We start from the raw sequence: 18,640 nt of genomic DNA, 5'->3' as shown, positions 1-18,640 counted from the left end.
GATCAGACCATCGATGGTCATGCCATCACGCCATTCGGCCTCCGGCTTGAGGTTGATTACCGTCTCGAACATGCTCATCGGCGCCGGATCCGTTGCCGTTGAAGCACGTCCGGCTTTGCCGAGTACGGACTGCACTTCGGGAAAGCTTTTGATGATCTTGTTCTGCGTCTGGAGCAACTCGCTCGCCTCGGTCACCGAAATGCCGGGCAAGGTCGTCGGCATGTAGAATAGCGTCCCCTCGTTGAGGTTTGGCATGAACTCACTGCCGATCTTCGAGGCGGGCCAGAAACTCGCGGCAAGCACACCAAGCGCAATCAGTATTGTGGCTGTCTTGAACCGGAGCGCGAGCGTAATCACCGGACGATAGATGAAGGTGAGGAACCGGTTCACCGGGTTCTTCTGCTCCGGCATGATGCGGCCGCGGATGAACAGCACCATCAGCGCCGGCACGACGAAGATCGAAAGCAGCGCCGCTGCGCCCATTGCAAAGGTCTTGGTGTAGGCCAACGGCTTGAACAGCCGCCCCTCCTGCGCTTCCAGGGCGAAGATCGGTAGGAAGGAGACGGTGATGATGAGGAGGCTGAAGAACAGAGCCGGCCCGACCTCGACGGCCGCCTCGACGATGACTTCGCTGCGTGACTTCCCAGCAGGCGCATGTTCGAGGCGCTTATGCGCGTTCTCGATCATGACGATGGCCGCATCGACCATGGCGCCGATGGCAATGGCGATACCGCCCAGGCTCATGATGTTGGAGGAAATTCCCAGAGCCCACATGCAGATGTAAGCGATGAGGATGCCGAGCGGCAGGGTGACAATGGCAACCAGCGCGCTTCTCGCATGCATAAGGAAGATGACGCAGACGAGGGCGACGATGAGGCTTTCCTCGAACAGCGTCCGCTTCAAAGTATCGATGGCGCGGTAAATGAGATCCGACCGGTCATAGACGGTCTCAACACTAACACCCTCAGGCAGGCTCGGCGCGATCTCGGCAAGCTGGTCCTTCGTGTTCTGGATGACCGACAGCGCGTTCTCGCCGAAGCGTTGGATTGCAATGCCGGAGACAACCTCGCCTTCCCCGTTCAGCTCGGCCACTCCACGACGCTCGTCCGGGACGAGCTCGACGCGCGCGACGTCCTTCAACAACACGGGCACACCCTGGTCGCTCTTGACGACGATCTCTTCAAGATCGCTGAGGCTCGAAATGTACCCGCGGCCGCGCACCATATATTCGCGCTCGGAAAGTTCCAGCGTGCGCCCGCCCACATCCATGTTGCTCTCACGAATGACGTCCCGGATCTTAGAGAGCGGGATGCCGAGCACCTGCAGACGGCGCGGATCAACGACAACGCTGTATTGTTTGACAAAACCGCCAACGCTCGCGACTTCGGCCACGCCTTGGGCCTTGGAAAGACCAAAGCGCACATACCAATCCTGAAGCGTGCGCAATTCGGCGAGGCTCAGCTGCGCGCCGCGCAGAACGTATTGATAGACCCAGCCGACACCTGTGGCGTCGGGCCCAAGCTCGGGCGTGACATTCGGCGGAAGATCCTTGGCCGCGGCGCTTAAGTACTCCAGCACGCGCGCGCGCGCCCAATAGATGTCGGTGCCGTCGTCGAAAATCACATAGACGAAGGACACACCGAAAAAGGAAAAGCCGCGTACCACGCGCGCCTTGGGCACGGTGAGCATCGCGGTCGTGAGCGGATAGGTCACTTGGTCCTCGACGACCTGCGGCGCCTGACCGGGATACTCCGTATGGACGATGACCTGCACGTCGGAGAGATCGGGGATGGCATCAAGCGGCACTTGCTTGACGGCGTAGATGCCCACCAGGATCAGGAACAGCGTCGCGATGCTGACAAGAACGACGTTCCGAGCCGACCAGCGGATGATGCTCGCGATCATGGCGTCCGATCCTGGTCTTCGAGGCTCTCCAGGGCAGACCTCAAATTGCTCTCCGAATCGATGAGGAACGTGGCCGCGGTGACGACTTCATCACCCTCCTGCACGCCATCCAGCACCTCGACATAGCCTTCGCCTCGACGGCCCAGCTTCACCTCGCGCGGCTCGAAACGCCCTTCCCCTTTGGCGATGAGCACCACTTTACGCGTGCCGCTGTCGATCACCGCGCTTGCAGGCACGGCCGTGACGGGCGCGGCCTTGGCGCCCGGACGAAAGACAACGTCTCCATACATGCCGGGCGTCATTTGCCCGCCAGGGTTCGGCAGCTCGATGCGGACCGAAACCGTCCGCGTCTCCATTTTCCGCATATGCGGGTAGATGAAGGTGACCTTGCCTTCGTGTGGGTCGTTGGGAAAAGCGCGGAGCGTCACCGTGACAGGCGTGCCGACCTTGATATCTGCGATGTCGGCCTCAGCAACTTCGGCGATGACCCAGACGTTCGAATTGTCGGCGATGCGGAACAGCTCATCGCCGGCCTCCACGAACTGGCCCTTGAGCACGTTCTTCTCGATCACATGGCCGGACGCCGGCGCCGGCCAGTCGAGCGTTCGCAGATTTTCCTTGGTCTCGATCACCTCATCGATCCGCTCTTGCGGCACGTTGAGGTTTCGCAGCTTCTGAATGGCGCCTTCGACGTCCCGGCTGCGGCCTTGCGAGCGCAGAGAAACCAGAAGGTCCACTTGGGCCAACTGAATTTGCGGACTATAGAACCGGAACATCGGCTCGCCCACATGGATATGCGCCCCGGTCTTGTCGACGAACAGGTCCTCGATGTAACCGTCGGAGCGAACGGTCACGACCCACAGTGTCGTCTCGTCGTGTTCGACGACACCCGGCGCACGGACCGCACGGGAAATCGACTTCTTGCCGACGGTCTCGGTCTTCACACCGCTACGCTGAACCTTGCCGGGACTCACCGTGACGGTGCCCGGCTCGCTTGCCTCATCGGCGTAGACGGGGATGTAGTCCATGCCCATGGAGTCCTTCTTGGGCACGGGCGAGGTATCGGGCAACCCCATCGGGTTACGGTAGTAGAGAACCTTCCGTTCGCTCTTACCGCTGTCGTTCTCCGCGTGCCCGGCATGACCGGCATGCGCATTCGTTTCCGCAGTCTGCATCGTCATCTGTTCAGGCCGATGCAGAACCCAATAGCTGCCCGCGGCGGCGGCCAAGATGCCAGCGGCCAGGACGGTGAAACGTTTTAGACGCGTCATCGCGTGCGTCTCCGAATCCTCGTTGCAGGGACTTCTGCCAAGAACAGAAGTGCTCGTTCACGCGCGCATGCGCGAGCAGACGCTCACGCGAAACGGCGTTGCATCAATTGAGGATTAGACGCGTGGAGGCGGTGATGGCGGGATGTAGGCCGGTCCGCCGATATCAGTGGCTATGCGGGCCGTCGACGGACGCGGCAGACGCGAAGGCTCAGCCTCCGTGGTTCCGCGCAGAACCGCGGTCAGACCGAGACAAAGGCATTTGCCGCCGCATGCAGCATGGTCGGGGCAGTGGCCGTCCGCTTGATCTTTTGCGTGGTCGGCCTTGGCGTTATCGGCCTGAGCCGCCTCGGCGTGCTCGGCGCAATGCGTTTCGACAGTGTCTTGCGAGGCTTTCGCCGTGGCCATGGCTACAGACGCGCTTGCCCCCACCGCTGGAAGGGTAGACAGCGCAAGGGTCAGACACGCGACAAGGGTGGACCTGAGCCTACTCATGATACCCAGGAGTATGTGACCGGGGCTCCTAGGGTCAAGTGACGTGATCGTGAGGGGGTCGGGAGAGTTAACGGAGAATCCGGGAGGATCTCCCGTTTTCTAGCTTCCCGAAAGCGCGTTGGGGAAGAATAGCTGCTGCCCGTCGATCTTGTAGCTGGCGATCGCCTTCTGGCCTGCTGCGTTCGTCAGCCAGTCTATGAAGGTTTGCCCCTTCTCGGCCCTCACCCTCGGGTGCTTCTCCGGATTGACCAGGATCACGCCATACTGGTTGAAGAACTGCGGGTCGCCCTGGACCAGGATCTCGAAATCACCCTTGTTGGCGAAATTCAGCCACGTCCCGCGGTCGGTGAACGTATAGGCGTGTTTGCCGACAGCGATGTTGAGCGTTGCACCCATGCCCGATCCGGTTTCCAGATACCAGTCGCCGCTTGCATGGACCGGATCGACGTCCGTCTTTTCCCAGAGCCTCAGCTCGGCCTTGTGGGTGCCGGAATCGTCGCCGCGCGAGGCGAACGGCTCTTTTGCCTCGGCAATCTTGTCGAACGCTTGCTCGGCGACCGTCATACCTCGAATGCCGGCAGGGTCGGCGGCCGGGCCGACAATGACGAAGTCGTTGTACATGACGTCTTGCCGCTTCACGCCCCAGCCATCGGCGACGAACCTGTCCTCGTCGGGCTTGGAGTGAACGAGCACCACATCGCCGTCGCCGTTTCGGCCGTTCTTGAGAGCCTGGCCTGTGCCCACGGCAACCACGCGCACCGCGATGTCGGTCTTCTCTGTGAACTTCGGCAGGATGTGATCGAGGAGACCGGAGTTCTGCGTTGACGTGGTCGACTGCACGATAATGAAGTCATCGTCCGCAGACGCAGACGTCATGGGAGCAAACAAGAGCGCGGCGCATATCAAGCCGAGCAGCAAGCGTCGATGCAGGGAGATCAAAGAAGGATCCTCCGGATTGGCAGCCTCAAGTTATTCAGAGCACCAAGCCGCCGCGCAGGAAGGCACGCGCGCTGTCGCTGCGCGGGTCGTCGAAGAAGCTCGATGAGTCTTGATGCTCGATCACGCGACCCCGGTGCAGAAAGACCACGTCATGGGCGAGCCTCTGCGCCTGCCCGACGTCGTGCGTCACGAGCACGACCTTGATACCGCCTCTTTGGGCCTCGAGCAGGAGCCGCTCGATGGCGAGCGTCGATGCCGGATCGAGGCTTGAGGTCGGCTCATCAAGGAACAAGACGTCGGGCTCCAAGCTCAGCGCCCGGGCGAGACAAAGCCTCTGCTGCTCACCGCCCGACAACACCCGCGCCGGTTTCGAGGCATGACCTTCCAGCCCGGCAAGTTTGAGGGCCTCGCCGACGCGAATGGAACGGGCGCCGCGCTCCACGCCGCGCAGCCCCAAGGCATGCGAGATATTCGCCGCCACGGAGCGGCGGAGCAGCACTGGGCGCTGAAAGACCATGGCCTGCCGCCGCGCAATCGATCGATCCGTGCGCCGCCCGGCCCACAAAATCTCCCCTTCTGTCGGCGAGATCAGACCGTGCATCAGCCGCAACAGAATGCTTTTGCCGGCTCCGTTCGGCCCCATGATTGCGGTGATGCGGCGTGTGGCGATAGTCAGATCAACCTGCTCGATCACGCGCTTCCCGCCGGTCGCATAGCCCAAGCCATTGAGCTCAACCGGAAGAGGTGGCGCGGCAAGACGGTCGCTAATGCCGTGCAGTGGTGAGATTGGATCAAGCATAGGCGAGACGGTTGGCAAAACGCTGAACCCAGAGCAGCGATGCATTGACGATCAAGGCGATGGCGAGAAGGACAATGCCAAGCGCCAGTGCGAGCGCGATGTTTCCCTTCGAGGTTTCCAAGGCGATGGCGGTCGTCATTGTCCGCGTCACGTGGTCGATATTGCCGCCAACGATCATGACCGCGCCGACTTCGGCGACCGCACGGCCGAAACCGGCCAGCACTGCCGTGATCAGGCGATAGCGACCGTCCCACAGCAGCGTGGTGATGATAGCACTCGACGAAGCCCCCAGCGAGCGAAGTTGCTCGTCATATTCCTCGAGAAGATCCTCGCAGGCCTGGCGGGTCAGCGCGCCGATGATCGGGGTTACCAGCACGACCTGCGCGATGATCATGGCCGTTGGCGTATAGAGGAGCTGAAGAACGCCCAGCGGCCCCGCGTTCGACAACAGTAGATACACGAAGAGGCCGGCGACCACTGGCGGGAGCCCCATCAATGCACTGAGGATGGCCGACACCGCCCCACGCCCCGGGAAGCGATACACGGCAAGCGCACCCCCGATGGCAAAGCCGAGAATGCTGGCGATGGCCACCGCCGTGAGGCTGACGTTCAGGGACAAGAGGAGGATTTCGACCAGATTGTGGTTGAGCGTCACGATCAGGCCCAATGCCGTTTGAAAAGCGTCGATGAAGTCAGCCATCTGAATTGAACCGCCTAATTGCTGTTCGATCAGTTTCTTCGATCAAGCGTTCAGCTTTCCCGATCGTGTGTCAAAAGTGTAACCCAGCACTCAACCCGGCTTGCCCACACATATCACTGGCTGGTATCACCAAGTTTGGAAGTATTCAAACCCGCAAGGGCAGCTGGGCAAGCTGGGCATCGTCGGAAAAGGAAATAGGAGCGTGGAGCAGCACAGCCCCGTCAATGGTGGGCCGCAGCGGCCCGAGCGAAGCAACGGTTCCCGCAAGCGTGCGCGTGCGTTTCCCAAGGGGAGGCAACTCGACCTCGCGGCTCTTGAGCAGATTCGCGAATTGCTCGGGGATCGGCCACGGCGGCACGATCTGCTGATCGAGTATCTCCATCTGATTCAAGACCGCTATCATTGTATTTCAGCGCCGCATTTGTGCGCGCTGTGCGACGAACTCAAGATGCCGCAAGCCGCCGCCTATGAAGTGGCGACGTTCTACGCTCATTTCGACGTACTGAAGGAAGGCGAGTCCCCGCCACCACCTACGACTATTCGCGTTTGTGACTCTATCACCTGCGCGATCAAAGGCGCCGATGCGCTCTACGACGCTTTGAAGAGCGGCGTCGATCCTTCTCAAGTGCGCGTCGTGAAAGCGCCGTGCATGGGACGCTGCGACACCGCGCCGGTGTGCGAGGTGGGACACTATTTCGTCGACCATGCCAAGGTGGAGAGCGTCGAAGCAGCGGTCGAAAGCGGCAAGCACGACCCGATCATTCCGGCGTACACAGATCTCGCCGCGTATCGTGCCGAAGGCGGCTATGCGATGCTAGAAGAATGCCGCGCTGGTAAGCGCAGCGTCGAAAGCATTCTCGACGAGATGTCCGACGCCGGCTTGCGTGGGCTCGGCGGCGCGGGCTTCCCCGCCGGCAAGAAGTGGCAGATCGTTCGCTCGTTCCCCGTCCCTCGGCTGATGACGATCAACGGAGACGAAGGCGAGCCTGGGACCTTCAAGGACCGCTTCTATCTCGAGCGCAACCCGCATCAGATGTTCGAGGGCGCGTTGATTGCTGCTTGGGCCGTGGAGGCTGAGCGCATCTATCTCTACATGCGCGACGAATATCCTGCCGTGCTGCACATACTGGCCAAGGAGATCGCCGCGCTTGAAGCCGCGGGCATCATCAAAAATGGCGACATCGAGCTTCGCCGCGGTGCCGGCGCCTATATCTGTGGTGAAGAGTCGGCGATGATCGAATCCATCGAAGGCAAGCGCGGCTACCCCCGCAACCGGCCGCCTTACATCGCAGAGGTGGGCCTCTTCGACCGCCCCACCCTCAATCACAATGTCGAAACGCTCTACTGGGTGCCCGAAATCATGAAGAAGGGCGCCGAGTGGTTCGCCGATCATGGAATGAACGGCGGCAAGGGCTTTCGATCTTGGTCGGTTTCGGGCCGCGTTAAGGAGCCGGGCGTTATCGTCGCGCCGGCGGGCGTGACCGTGAACGAACTCATCGAGCGCGCGGGCGGTATGGAGGCTGGGCATACGTTCAAGGCCTATCTCCCGGGCGGCGCATCCGGCGGCATCTTGCCTGCGAGCCTGGGCGATGCGCCTCTCGATTTCGGTACGCTCGATAAATATGGCGCGTTCGTCGGCAGCCACGCGATCGTAATCTTTTCGCAGCAAGACCGCGTCGCTGACATCGCGATCAACCTGCTTCAGTTCTTCAAGAACGAGTCCTGCGGTCAGTGCACCCCGTGCCGCGTGGGATGTGACAAGGCTGTGGCCCTGCTCGAAAGAGACGAATGGGACAAGGAGCTCTTGGACGAGCTTGCGCAGACCATGCGCGATGCCTCGATTTGCGGGCTTGGTCAAGCTGCTCCGAACGCTTTCGCCACAGCGATCGAATTTTTCCCTGAAGACGACGGCACCCCAGCCAGCCATTAGTGGATGACGCCATGACGGACCAATTGACGTTCAAACTCGATGGGAAAGAGGTCACCGCGGAGCCGGATGAAACCATCTGGCAGGTTGCGCAACGCCACGGTGTCGACATTCCGCATCTATGCTGGCTTCCGCAGCCGGGCTATGCTGCCGATGGGAACTGCCGCGCCTGCATGGTCGAGATCGAAGGCGAGCGCACGTTGACCGCCTCGTGCATCCGCAAGCCCACGCAGGCCATGGTCGTCAATACGGCGACCGACCGGGCGACCAAAGCCCGCCGCATGGTGATAGAGCTTTTGCTTGCTGACCAGCCGCCGCGTGAGGACTCACCCGACCGCGTGTCTCCGTTCTGGCATTGGGCCGAGGCGCAAGACATCGACACTTCGCGTTTCCCGGCTCATGGCATCATCGAACCAGACCTTTCGCACCCGGCCATGGCGGTCAATCTCGATGCTTGCATCGAATGCGGCCTATGCGTACGCGCGTGCCGCGACGTTCAAGTGAATGACGTCATCGGCATGGCCTTTCGTGGTATCGGCGCCAAGCCGGTGTTCGACTTTGACGATCCCATGGGCAAGTCGACATGCGTGGCGTGCGGCGAGTGCGTACAAGCCTGCCCCACCGGCGCGCTCATGCCGAAATCCATCGTCGATCCGATCACGCAGCATGGCACACGCGAAGTCGACCGCGAGGTGCACTCCGTGTGTCCGTATTGCGGCGTCGGTTGTCAGATTAGCTATCAGATCAAGGACGAGAAGATCGCCTTCGTGCAAGGGCGCAACGGCTATTCAAACGAGAACAGGCTTTGCGTGAAAGGCCGGTTCGGCTTCGACTACATCAGCAACCCGCAAAGGCTGACGAAGCCCCTCATCCGCAAACCCAACATGCCGAAAGGCGTCAATGTCGACCCGTCGAACCCGTATACGCATTTCCGCGAGGCGAGTTGGGAAGAGGCACTCGAGGCTGCAGCGTCCGGTTTGGCGCGGGTGTCCGATGCCCATGGCGGCGAAGCCATCGCCGGCTTCGGCTCGGCGAAATGCTCGAACGAAGAAGCCTATCTGTTTCAGAAGCTTATCCGCACCCGCTTCCGCACAAACAACGTCGATCACTGTACCCGACTGTGCCACGCATCGTCGGTTGCGGCCTTGATCGAAGGCATCGGCTCTGGCGCGGTTACGGCGACCTTCAACGAGGTTGAGCACGCCGACGTCATCGTCATCATCGGCGCCAACCCAACCGAGAACCACCCCGTGGCCGCGACCTACTTTAAACAGGCGGCACGTCGAGGGGCGAAGTTGATCGTCATCGACCCGCGCGGCCAGGCTCTTCGCAATTACGCATCTCATATGCTGCGCTTCAAGTCGGGAAGCGATGTGGCGCTGCTCAATGCCATCATGCATGTGATCGTCGAGGAGAAGCTCTACGACGTTCAGTATCTGCAAGCCCACACTGATAACTTCGACGCTCTGAAAGAGAAGCTCGCCAGCTACAGCCCTGAATCAGTCACGGAGGCCTGCGGTATCGATCCCGACACAATCCGCGACGTGGCCCGGACCTTCGGCAATGCCAGCAACGCCATGATCTTCTGGGGCATGGGCGTCTCCCAGCATGTACACGGCACGGACAATTCACGCTGCCTGATTTCGCTGGCGCTTATGTGCGGTCAAGTGGGTCGCCCCGGTACCGGGCTGCATCCCTTGCGCGGACAGAACAATGTGCAAGGGGCGTCGGATGCGGGTCTCATCCCGATGTTCTATCCGGACTATGAGGACGTCGAAGGCGACCTGTTCAACAAAAAGTTCGAAGACCTTTGGAAGACGGAACTTACCGACAAAGCAGGTCTAACCGTGGTTGAGATCATCAACGCGGCAAACGCCGGCGAGATCAAGGCCATGTTCGTTCAGGGTGAAAACCCCGCCATGTCCGATCCCGACCTCGACCACGCACGAGCCGGCATTGGGAAACTCGAACATCTCGTGGTGCAGGACATCTTCCTAACCGAGACTGCTATGATGGCCGACGTTATCTTGCCTGCCTCGGCCTGGCCCGAAAAGAACGGAACGGTGACCAATACGAACCGCCAGGTGCAGATGGGCCGCAAGGCCCTCGATACGCCCGGCGATGCGCGCGAAGACCTCTGGATCCTCGTTGAGTTGGCCAAGCGGCTGGGACTAGATTGGACTTACACCCATGCTTCGGAGGTCTTTGCTGAGATGAAGCTCGCGATGGGCTCGCTCGACAACATCACCTGGGATCGATTGGAGAACGAGTCCTCGGTTCTTTACCCCTGCCCCGCGCCCGATCATCCCGGCGAGGCGGTCGTGTTCGGCGATGGCTTCCCAACAGAGTCTGGACGCGCCCGACTCGTGCCCGCAGACCTGTCACCGCCGGCCGAAGTGCCGGACGATGAGTATCCGCTTATTCTCATTACCGGACGGCAATTGGAACATTGGCACACCGGGGCGATGACACGACGGGCGGATGTCCTCGATTCGCTAGAGCCGAGCCCGACGGCAAGCGCGCACCCCAATACGCTTGCGCGCAATGACGTCGCGCCGGGCGATCTGATACGAGTCACAACCCGTCGCGGATCGATAGAACTCACGGCTCGCGCCGATATGGCCATTCAGGAAGGCACGGTATTCATACCATTTGCCTATGTTGAGGCCGCGGCAAACGTCCTGACGAATCCGCAGCTCGACCCCTACGGCAAGATTCCGGAATTCAAGTTTTGCGCCGTCAAGATCGGTCCAGCGCATGGTGAGCCAAAGAAGGTGCCGGAGCCCAGTCTGGACGTGACGGCTGCGGGTCTCTAAGGGCCGAATTCGGCATACATGTCGGACAGTGGCGCCGTGTGCCCTGCTCGCGTGCGGGAACTCTTCTAAGTGAGAGCGCTCCATGACCCAACCCATCTTTGGCGTGATCGGCTGGAAGAATTCCGGCAAGACAACGCTAATGGCCAACCTCATCGGCGAGTTCACGTGCCGGGGGTTCGAGGTTTCGGTCATTAAGCATGCTCATGTGAACTTCGACATCGACCACCCCGGACGCGATTCCTTCAAGATGCGCGAAGCCGGGGCACGCCAAGTCATGCTGTCATCCCCTCGCCGCTTCGCCTTGATGCGGGAGATGGGCGATTTGCCAGAAATGACTTTGCAGGATCTCATCCCCCACGCGGGGCCTTGCGATCTCATCCTGATCGAAGGCTATAAGAGCGAGGCCTATCCGAAGATCGAGATTCGCCGCGATGGCGCCGTCTCCCGCGAACCTCTTGCCGGGGACTGTCCCGGCGTCGTGGCAATTGCTTCAGACCGGCCGCAGGACGAGACGGACACTTTGCCTGTCTTCCAAAGCGACGACGTCGGGCAAATCGTGGACTTCATCATTGAAACGGTGGGGCTCAAGCGCTCATGACGGCCAAGCTAGTCAATGACTGTTTCGTTCTTGATAGGGACCGCCTGCCCCACCGCGAGGCTCTCGAGATCCTGAAATCGCGCGTGACACCCGTTACAAGGACAGAGCAGGTCCCGCTCGCCCAGGTGGCGGGCCGGTTCCTGGCGGAGCCCGTCGTGACGGTGCGTCCAATCCCTGCGCACGACAACGCTGCCGTCGACGGCTATGCCTTTGCGTCTGCCACTTACGATGCGGCTAAAGGTTCAGCTTTCCCGATCGTCGGCGAGGCGGCCGCTGGGCATCCCTTTCAAGGCCCCATCCCAGCGGCCGGCGCGGTACGCATTTTCACGGGCGCGGCCATGCCGGCAGGCCTCGATACGGTTGCGATGCAGGAGGACGTTCAAGTCGAGGAACGAGGTCCAGATTGCTGGGCCTTTATTCCGCCGGGCTTGAAGGCGGGTGCCAATCGGCGGCTTGCAGGCGAAGATGCAGAGACGGGAGAAACGCTCCTTGAGCCGGGCGTGCGTCTAAGACCCCAAGACATTGCAAGCGCAGCTGCCATTGGACTGAACTCCGTTGCTTGCCACTTGCCACTCAAGGTCGCGGTGCTCTCGACGGGAGATGAGATCTTGCGGCCGGGCGAAGCCTTTTCGGCAGGCAAGGTCTACGACGCCAACGCACCTATGTTACAGGGTCTTATCGCGGCCGCGGGCGCAAAGGCGATTGACTTAGGGGTGCTGCCTGACACGCGCGAGCTTGTCGCCGAGGCCCTTTCTGACGCGAGCGGCGCCTTCGACGCCATCGTCATCTCCGGTGGCGCCAGCCAAGGTCAGGAGGACCATGTCGTGGCCTGCATCGATGCCCTCGGTCAGCGGCACCTCTGGCAGATCGCGATCAAGCCCGGTAGGCCGATGAGCTTTGGGCAAATTGGTGACTGCGTCGTTCTTGGCCTCCCCGGCAACCCCGTCGCTGTTTTCGTCTGCTTTCTTATGTATGTGCGGCCCGTGCTGACGCGGCTCGCCGGCGGCGCTTGGCCGGAGCCTCCGCGATATTCCTTGCCGGCTGACTTTACGCAGAAGAAGAAGGCGGGACGCCGCGAGTTCTGGCGCGCTCGGCTGGTTGAAAAGAATGGACGGCTCGTCGTCGCTAAATTCCCCCGAGACGGCTCCGGTCTCATTTCCTCACTACGCGAAGCGGACGGCTTGATCGAGCTCGGCGAAAATGTGGAAGAGGTTCGTAAAGGAGATGAAGTGGACTTCATCCCCTTCTCCGCTTTTGGGTTTGGCGACCGCCTGAACCTGACCAGCGAAGTCTCGTAAGGGACGTCACGCCAGTCCTAGGGTAACTCGATCTCGCCTTCGACCACATGGTTGAGGTCTGCGGTCTCGCTTGTGAGAAGCATCTTCACTTTGAGCTTCCCCTTTCCGGCAAGGTTATGCTCCCGCACAGCATCCTCTATCGCTTGTTGGGACGTGACCCCTACCTCTTTAAGAAACTTGCGCATCGAAATGTTAAATTGGTCCATCTCTGCAATCCTCCTGAGAGTCTTCATTCTAAATTACCCGATCCGTTTCACCATCTCCATGACCTGGACGGGCTCTCGACTGGGCATCGGTATGGGTATGGGCATGGTGGCTCCCAGGAAGGAGCCCAGCACAGTCCGGCTACTATGATACAAGCATCTCAGGGCGCATAGCCGAGTGTCGGCCTCCAATAGGATTAGCTGGGTGAGTGACCAAATGACCTTCAGGCTATCACAACTGATAGTTCTATTCCTTCTGCCTTTCGCGCCGCTGGCTCTTGCGCATGAAGGCGCCACCGGCGTTGTCAAAGAGCGCATGGACCTGATGGACACACAGAAGGAGGCCATGAAGGTCATCGGCGCGATGGCCAAGGGAAAGGTCCCGTTCGACGCCACGGCTGCGGCGAAGGCCGCGCACGAGATCGAGGTGACCGCCAAGAAGATCCCCGAGCTCTTCCCTGAAGGCACCGGCGGACGTCCCAGCGAGGCCAAACCGGAGGTCTGGACCCAGTGGGACAAGTTCACGAAGGACGCAGAGGCGCTTGGCGTCGCCGCAAACGACCTTGTCGCGGCACTGGAGGCGAGCACACCGGACTGGAAGGCGAAGTTCAAGGGCGTGATCGACGCCTGCAAAACCTGCCATAAGACGTTCCGGGAAGAGGACGACTAGGGAACACAGCTTTTCGCGCGTTGTTGAGGCTGCACGCCGGGGCCACATTCCCTATAGTCCCCGCGGAGAGACACCCGGCACGGTATGATCGACAAGCTCGAATTCATCATCGCTCTGGCGCGCGAGCGGCATTTCGGCCACGCGGCGGAAGACTGTGGCGTCAGCCAGCCGACCTTTTCCGCCGGCATCAAGCAGCTGGAGGACACGCTTGGCGTGCTCCTGGTCGAGCGCGGCTCGCGCTTCCGCGGCTTTACGCCCGAGGGGGAGCGGGTGCTGGACTGGGCGCGGCGCATCGTGAGCGATACCCGCGCCATGCGCCAGGAGGTCGAGGCGCTGAAGCATGGCCTGACCGGTCATATCCGCATCGCCGCGATCCCCACGGCCCTGCCGATCGTGGGCCTGATCACCACGCCCTACCGGGCGCAGCACCCGGATGTGAGCTTCACCATCCTGTCGCGGAACTCGATCGAGGTTCTCGGCATGCTGGAAAACCTCGAGATCGATGCGGGCGTGACATATCTGGACAATGAGCCTTTGGGCCGCGTCCAGACCGTACCGCTCTATAGCGAGGAGTACCGCCTGCTGGCCTCCTCCGACAGCCCGCTCGGCGACCGGGAGACCGTGACTTGGGCCGAGGTGGGCAAGGTGCCGCTCTGCCTGCTCACGCCCGATATGCAGAATCGCCGGATCATTGAGCAATTGCTCCGCCACGAGGGGGCCGACGTGGCCCCGACACTCGAATCAGATTCGATCGTCGTGTTGTTCGCTCACGTGCGGACCGGCAAGTGGGCCAGCGTCATGCCCGCAAAGCTCGCCGAGGTCTTGGGCCTCACGGAGAAGGTCCGGGCTATTCCCATCGTGAATCCGGAAGTCACCCACTCGATCGGGCTCGTGGTGCCCCAGCGCAACCCACTGACACCTTTGATTAATGCCCTCGTCAGCGAAGCCAAGCAGCTCTTCTAGGTCGCGGTTTCAGGGCACGTAGGCCCCCTATCCTCGCCGCTTGTGGCGCCTGCGTCTTAAGCCTCATCGCGGCAGGTGGTAATACTGTTCCGTGCTTGACCTGACGCCCGAGGAACTGACCGCCATCACGCTGTCTTTACGCGTGGCCGCCGTGGCCACGCTGGTGAGCCTGCCGTTCGGGATCGCCGTGGCCATGCTGATCGGCCGCGGACGCTTCTGGGGACGCCCACTTGTCAATGCGCTTGTACTCTTGCCGCTGGTGTTGCCGCCGGTGGTGACGGGCTATGTGCTGCTGCTTCTGTTCGGACGGCAGGGCCCGATCGGGTCTTGGCTCGACGAGACGTTCGGGATCGTTCTCGCCTTCCGCTGGACGGGCGCCGCGCTGGCTTGCGCCATTATGGGGTTTCCGCTTCTGGTGCGGGCGATCCAACTATCCGTTGAGGCGGTCGATCCGCGGCTCGAACAAGCTGCGAGCACGCTCGGCGCGAACCGCGCCTATGTGTTCCTCACGGTGACGCTGCCTTTGATTGCGCCCGGGATCATCGCCGGCGCCATTCTCGCCTTCGCCCGCTCCATGGGCGAGTTCGGCGCGACGATCACCTTCGTGTCGAACATCCCTGGAGAAACGCAGACGCTACCGAGCCTGATCTACACGTTTACGCAAGTACCAGGCGGCGACGTTGGCGCATTGCGACTCACGCTGGTCTCAGTGGCGATCTCGCTTGGCGCAATCCTGGCGGCGGAGGCGCTCGCCCAGTTCATCGGGCGGCGCGTCCGCGCCAGATAGACCGCCGCCTTCGGGAAACTCTATTCGCCCGCCTTGCCCGGCATGATGGCGACGCCCCAGGGCAGCCGCCCCACGGGCACCGACTTCTCGGCTTTCAACGTATCGACGTCGATCACCGTAAGGTCATTGGTGAGGCCGTTGGCAACATAGTACTTCTTGTAGTCGGGGCTAAACTCGCCATGCCACGGCCGCTGACCGACCAAGATGTAGTTGAGCACCTCTTTCGTCTTAGTGTCGATCACCGCAACCCGATTGGCGGGACCCAAGGGCACGAAGAGCTTCGAATCGTCCTCGTTGAAGTCCATGCCCACGGGCTGAAGCTGCTCGGGCCGCAGGCCGGCAACTTCGAAGCCGATCTTTTCCACCGGCTTCCAATTGTTGGGATTGTCCCAATCGCTGGTATCGATGACGGAAATCGTGCCGCCGATCTCGGAGGACACCCAAAGCTCCTTGCCGTTTTTGGTGAATTTGGCTTCGCGCGGCCGGCTGTCGACGAGAATATTGCCCACGAGCTTGATCGACTTGTTGTCGATGATATGCGCCATGCTGGTGCTCTCGGACGTGGCAGCTGTGTAGCGGTCGTCAGGGCTCACGATCATGCCTTCCGGCTCCACACCCACCGGCACCTCGCCCAACACGTCGCCGCTCTTGATGTCCATGACCGTGACGAGACTGTCGTCCTCGTTGGCGATGTAAATCACGTCGCCCTTGGAATCGACGGCCATGAGTTCGGGATCCGGTCCCGACTCCAATGTCCGGACGACCTCCAGCGTCTTGGTGTCGATGACGTCGATGATGTCGCCGTCGCCCGCCGCCACAAAGAGTTCCTTAAAGTCCGGGCTCAGCACGATGCCACGGGGGCGCCGGGCCGTCTGGACGGTCTTGATGGTCTCCAAGGTGTCGCTATCGATCACCGTGACCGTGTTGTCCTTCTCGTTGGAGACGAAGATCGTCGCGGCGGAAGCCGGAACGGCGGCGAGAAGAAGCGCGGTCGCGGTAGCGGCTGCAAGACAGGTGCGGATCATAGACATCCCTTTGCCGGAAATCGTTAGAACTTGCACTTCGTCTCGGGCTTATCAAAGCCGAGCGTGTCAGTGAGGTTGGTCTGATGCAGGAAGCCTTCCTGCGGTGAGGTGGAAACAGGTACCCGCGTGCCGCCGCCAAGGACAACCGGCTGACGCATTTGGTGATCCCAATCGCGGAAGCTGAGAGCTTGACCCTTGAAGGCCTCAAGCTTGAAGTCGTCGGACAGCATGTATTTCTTCACCGCCTCGGGGCTGGTCTCGCCGGATTTCATGGCGGAATCGGAGAGCGCGCGGAAGGCGAGCCACGCGGTGTAGTCGCGCTCCACGGGCTTGCGGTTTGCGAGCCGCGGAATGGCGTTCTGGAAATGCATGGCGCCGGACTCAGTGTAGGACTTGTCCCAGGCCGTGGCCTGGAGGCCTTGCGTGCCGACCACTGGGCGCGGCCGGGAGGTCCGGTACATCAAATAGTCGCCGAAGTCGTCGTCGCTGTTGACGACCCAGACCACGTCATGGTCGGGCGCACTCTCGGTCTCCAGCGGAATCTGCTGCTGAACCTGCTGGTGCCCTGAGTCCAGGTTCCGCGCGCCGGGCGGCAGCCGATAGACCTGATCCTCAACGACCTTGCCGCCATAACGCGCGGCGGTGCGCTTGATCATGGCGGCGTAATCCTTGTCCTCCGGCGTATCCCGGCGCAGCACGTACCATTTCGGCCACTTCTTCCAGATCAGGTACTGGCCGAGCGCATCGGCACGCATGGCAAAGTCGGGAACGACATGGAAGACGTTGGCGCGGCACTCTTCCTGGCGCAGCCTGGTGGCGCTGGAGCGGATGTTCATGATGACCGCGTCCTTGGCCTCCGGCAGGTCCGCCACGGCCAAGAGATCGTCGGGCTCCAGGTTGGCAATGATGAAGCGGTTGCCGGCGGCCAGCGCCTCCTTAGCCTTGGCGACGACGTCGCCCTCCTTCGGCACGATGCCCTCGTCCATCTCGAAGGCGTAGCCGATGAAGTTCCCGGCCTGGTTTGCCTCCTTCAGCATCAGGCGGGCCCCTTGGATGCCTTTGTCCGTGATGAGCTCCTCGGCGTAGGAGAGCGGCAGGGGCTCGTCATATTTCTTGCCGAGATAGTAGAGGCGCATCGTCTTCTTGTCGCCGGCGGGCGCGGCGCCGCCATCGGCGTCAGCCTTCGCGGGCGCTTCGGCGGCCGGCGGAGCATTCGTCTCGGCCGAGACGGCGCCGATGCCAATCGCCGTGACGGCCAACGATAGGGCCAGGAGCGCTCCAAGCGCTAAGACAGGGGGGAAGCCAAGACCAATCGAACGCAACGCTTATCTGCCTTTCGATGTTTCCAGCGATGTCTCCGGCCCTTGTGGCCGTTCGGACTGTGCGCGCCGGAGCTGCCCTTCTGTCTCAGACATGGCACCGCTTGGCAATGCGCACCGCACAATATTGGCGGCATTGGCGGCCGTTCCGCCGGCACATCCGAGTTTCGATCAGGGAAATATATGGACTTCGCACCGGGCCGACTAGGCCGTGGCAAAAAACATTACCAATGTTTCAGGAACGAAAAAACCGCCGGGCCTGGGCCCGACGGTCTCAAAAGCTAACCCTAACGCTGCGCCGGCTATTGGCCAGGCGTCTGCGCCGGCTTGTCCACCTTCTTCATGGAGCTGGGGTTCTTCGTGCGCATGAAGGAGATGACTTGCCACAGCTCGTCGGAGGTCTTGATGATCCCACCGAAGGGCGGCATCGGTCCGACGACCACTTCCTTGCGGACGCGCTTGTAGCCTTGCTTCTTGAGTTCGTCAGTGCCGAGTGCGATCAGCCTGAAGACTGTGTCGTCATCGGCGCCATAGACCCAAGCGTCGTTGGTGACCGGAGGACACATGCCGCCGCCCCCGCCGCCGCCATGGCAGCCGTTGCAGCTATAAGACAGATATTTTTTGTGCCCCTTCTCGGCCCATGCATCGACATCGTCGTTGTACGGATTGTGCAGCCCGCCGATCGGCGTCTTCTCGATGAGTTCCAGCGGCGGGGTCTTGTCGTCCTTCGGGCAGCAGTCCTCAGCCTTGGCATTGAAGGCGAACACGCTGATAGCGCCCAGCAGGACAACTCCCATTACTCCAGTGATAATTTTGCGCACGGTGTGTTTCCTTACCCTAGTTGCCGTTTTTGGTAGCCTATCGATTGGTCAATCCCCGCGAATGCCTCGGCTGGGACGAGCATATGACGCCCCGGCACATAGTGCCG

General features: G+C 61.3%; 18 protein-coding genes. 7 read left to right on the top strand and 11 right to left on the bottom strand.

The window, feature by feature from the left end; all coding sequences use genetic code 11:
• From ABY454_RS07225 to ABY454_RS07195, 7 genes are all read right to left on the bottom strand, one after another.
• Positions 1–1,905, bottom strand: a 1,905-nt coding sequence (locus ABY454_RS07225) for an efflux RND transporter permease subunit (RefSeq protein WP_372929505.1), incomplete at its 3' end; no start/stop codon positions are given.
• Positions 1,902–3,176, bottom strand: a complete 1,275-nt coding sequence (locus ABY454_RS07220; protein WP_372929504.1) for an efflux RND transporter periplasmic adaptor subunit — start codon at positions 3,174–3,176, stop codon at positions 1,902–1,904. The genes ABY454_RS07225 and ABY454_RS07220, both read right to left, overlap by 4 nt.
• Positions 3,177–3,290: 114 nt before the next feature.
• Positions 3,291–3,581: a hypothetical protein gene (locus ABY454_RS07215; protein ID WP_372929503.1), complete on the bottom strand. Its 291-nt coding sequence runs from the start codon at positions 3,579–3,581 to the stop codon at positions 3,291–3,293.
• A gap of 186 nt (positions 3,582–3,767) precedes the next feature.
• Positions 3,768–4,544, bottom strand: coding sequence for a substrate-binding domain-containing protein (locus ABY454_RS07210; RefSeq protein ID WP_372929502.1), 777 nt, complete (start codon positions 4,542–4,544; stop codon positions 3,768–3,770).
• A 97-nt stretch (positions 4,545–4,641) separates the two neighbouring features.
• The gene (locus ABY454_RS07205) at positions 4,642–5,406 is read right to left on the bottom strand and encodes a phosphate ABC transporter ATP-binding protein (protein WP_372929501.1); all 765 of its coding nucleotides are present in this window, start codon (positions 5,404–5,406) and stop codon (positions 4,642–4,644) included.
• Positions 5,399–6,106, bottom strand: coding sequence for an ABC transporter permease (locus tag ABY454_RS07200; RefSeq protein ID WP_372929500.1), 708 nt, complete (start codon positions 6,104–6,106; stop codon positions 5,399–5,401). The genes ABY454_RS07205 and ABY454_RS07200 overlap by 8 nt, the downstream gene beginning before the upstream one ends.
• 145 nt (positions 6,107–6,251) lie before the next feature.
• Positions 6,252–6,497 (bottom strand): hypothetical protein, encoded by a 246-nt coding sequence (locus tag ABY454_RS07195; protein ID WP_372929508.1) that lies wholly within the window; start codon positions 6,495–6,497, stop codon positions 6,252–6,254.
• Between ABY454_RS07195 and ABY454_RS07190 the strand changes: the two genes are divergently transcribed.
• The 4 genes from ABY454_RS07190 to glp all read left to right on the top strand — a co-directional run bounded on the left by ABY454_RS07190 (position 6,438) and on the right by glp (position 12,745).
• Positions 6,438–8,036: an NAD(P)H-dependent oxidoreductase subunit E gene (locus ABY454_RS07190; RefSeq protein WP_372929507.1), complete on the top strand. Its 1,599-nt coding sequence runs from the start codon at positions 6,438–6,440 to the stop codon at positions 8,034–8,036. The genes ABY454_RS07195 and ABY454_RS07190 overlap by 60 nt on opposite strands.
• An 11-nt stretch (positions 8,037–8,047) precedes the next feature.
• Positions 8,048–10,849, top strand: coding sequence for a formate dehydrogenase subunit alpha (gene fdhF / locus ABY454_RS07185; RefSeq protein WP_372929499.1), 2,802 nt, complete (start codon positions 8,048–8,050; stop codon positions 10,847–10,849).
• 82 nt (positions 10,850–10,931) lie between these two features.
• Positions 10,932–11,447, top strand: coding sequence for a molybdopterin-guanine dinucleotide biosynthesis protein B (mobB, locus tag ABY454_RS07180; protein ID WP_372929498.1), 516 nt, complete (start codon positions 10,932–10,934; stop codon positions 11,445–11,447).
• Complete coding sequence (gene glp, locus ABY454_RS07175; protein ID WP_372929497.1) at positions 11,444–12,745, top strand: gephyrin-like molybdotransferase Glp; 1,302 nt, start codon at positions 11,444–11,446, stop codon at positions 12,743–12,745. Before mobB ends, glp begins: the two co-directional genes overlap by 4 nt.
• A 17-nt stretch (positions 12,746–12,762) precedes the next feature.
• On the opposite strand, the gene ABY454_RS07170 is transcribed toward glp, so the two are convergent.
• Entirely contained in the window at positions 12,763–12,951 is a 189-nt protein-coding gene (locus ABY454_RS07170; RefSeq protein WP_372929496.1) for a DUF6494 family protein, read from the bottom strand.
• 214 nt (positions 12,952–13,165) lie between these two features.
• Here ABY454_RS07170 and ABY454_RS07165 point away from each other — a divergent pair, with 214 nt between their 5' ends.
• The 3 genes from ABY454_RS07165 to modB all read left to right on the top strand — a co-directional run bounded on the left by ABY454_RS07165 (position 13,166) and on the right by modB (position 15,368).
• On the top strand, positions 13,166–13,618 hold the full coding sequence (locus ABY454_RS07165) for a cytochrome c (RefSeq protein ID WP_372929495.1): 453 nt from the start codon (positions 13,166–13,168) through the stop codon (positions 13,616–13,618).
• An 84-nt stretch (positions 13,619–13,702) separates the two neighbouring features.
• A complete protein-coding gene (locus tag ABY454_RS07160; protein WP_372929494.1) occupies positions 13,703–14,581 on the top strand; it encodes a LysR family transcriptional regulator in 879 nt (292 codons plus the stop codon).
• Positions 14,582–14,672: 91 nt separating this feature from the next.
• Complete coding sequence (modB, locus tag ABY454_RS07155) at positions 14,673–15,368, top strand: molybdate ABC transporter permease subunit (protein WP_372929493.1); 696 nt, start codon at positions 14,673–14,675, stop codon at positions 15,366–15,368.
• Positions 15,369–15,388: 20 nt separating this feature from the next.
• On the opposite strand, the gene ABY454_RS07150 is transcribed toward modB, so the two are convergent.
• The 3 genes from ABY454_RS07150 to ABY454_RS07140 form a co-directional block, all read right to left on the bottom strand.
• Positions 15,389–16,399, bottom strand: coding sequence for a PQQ-dependent catabolism-associated beta-propeller protein (locus ABY454_RS07150; RefSeq protein WP_372929492.1), 1,011 nt, complete (start codon positions 16,397–16,399; stop codon positions 15,389–15,391).
• 17 nt (positions 16,400–16,416) lie between these two features.
• Positions 16,417–17,715 carry an ABC transporter substrate-binding protein gene (locus tag ABY454_RS07145; protein ID WP_372929491.1) on the bottom strand — a complete coding sequence of 433 codons (1,299 nt, stop codon included), beginning with the start codon at positions 17,713–17,715 and terminating at the stop codon, positions 16,417–16,419.
• Between the two features lie 299 nt (positions 17,716–18,014).
• Complete coding sequence (locus ABY454_RS07140) at positions 18,015–18,533, bottom strand: cytochrome c (protein ID WP_372929490.1); 519 nt, start codon at positions 18,531–18,533, stop codon at positions 18,015–18,017.
• Positions 18,534–18,640: the final 107 nt, after the last annotated feature.

Source organism: Methyloceanibacter sp., from assembly GCF_041573655.1.
In the GTDB taxonomy this organism is placed as follows: Bacteria; Pseudomonadota; Alphaproteobacteria; order Rhizobiales; family Methyloligellaceae; genus Methyloceanibacter.
This window is presented reverse-complemented; position numbering and strand designations above follow the sequence as displayed.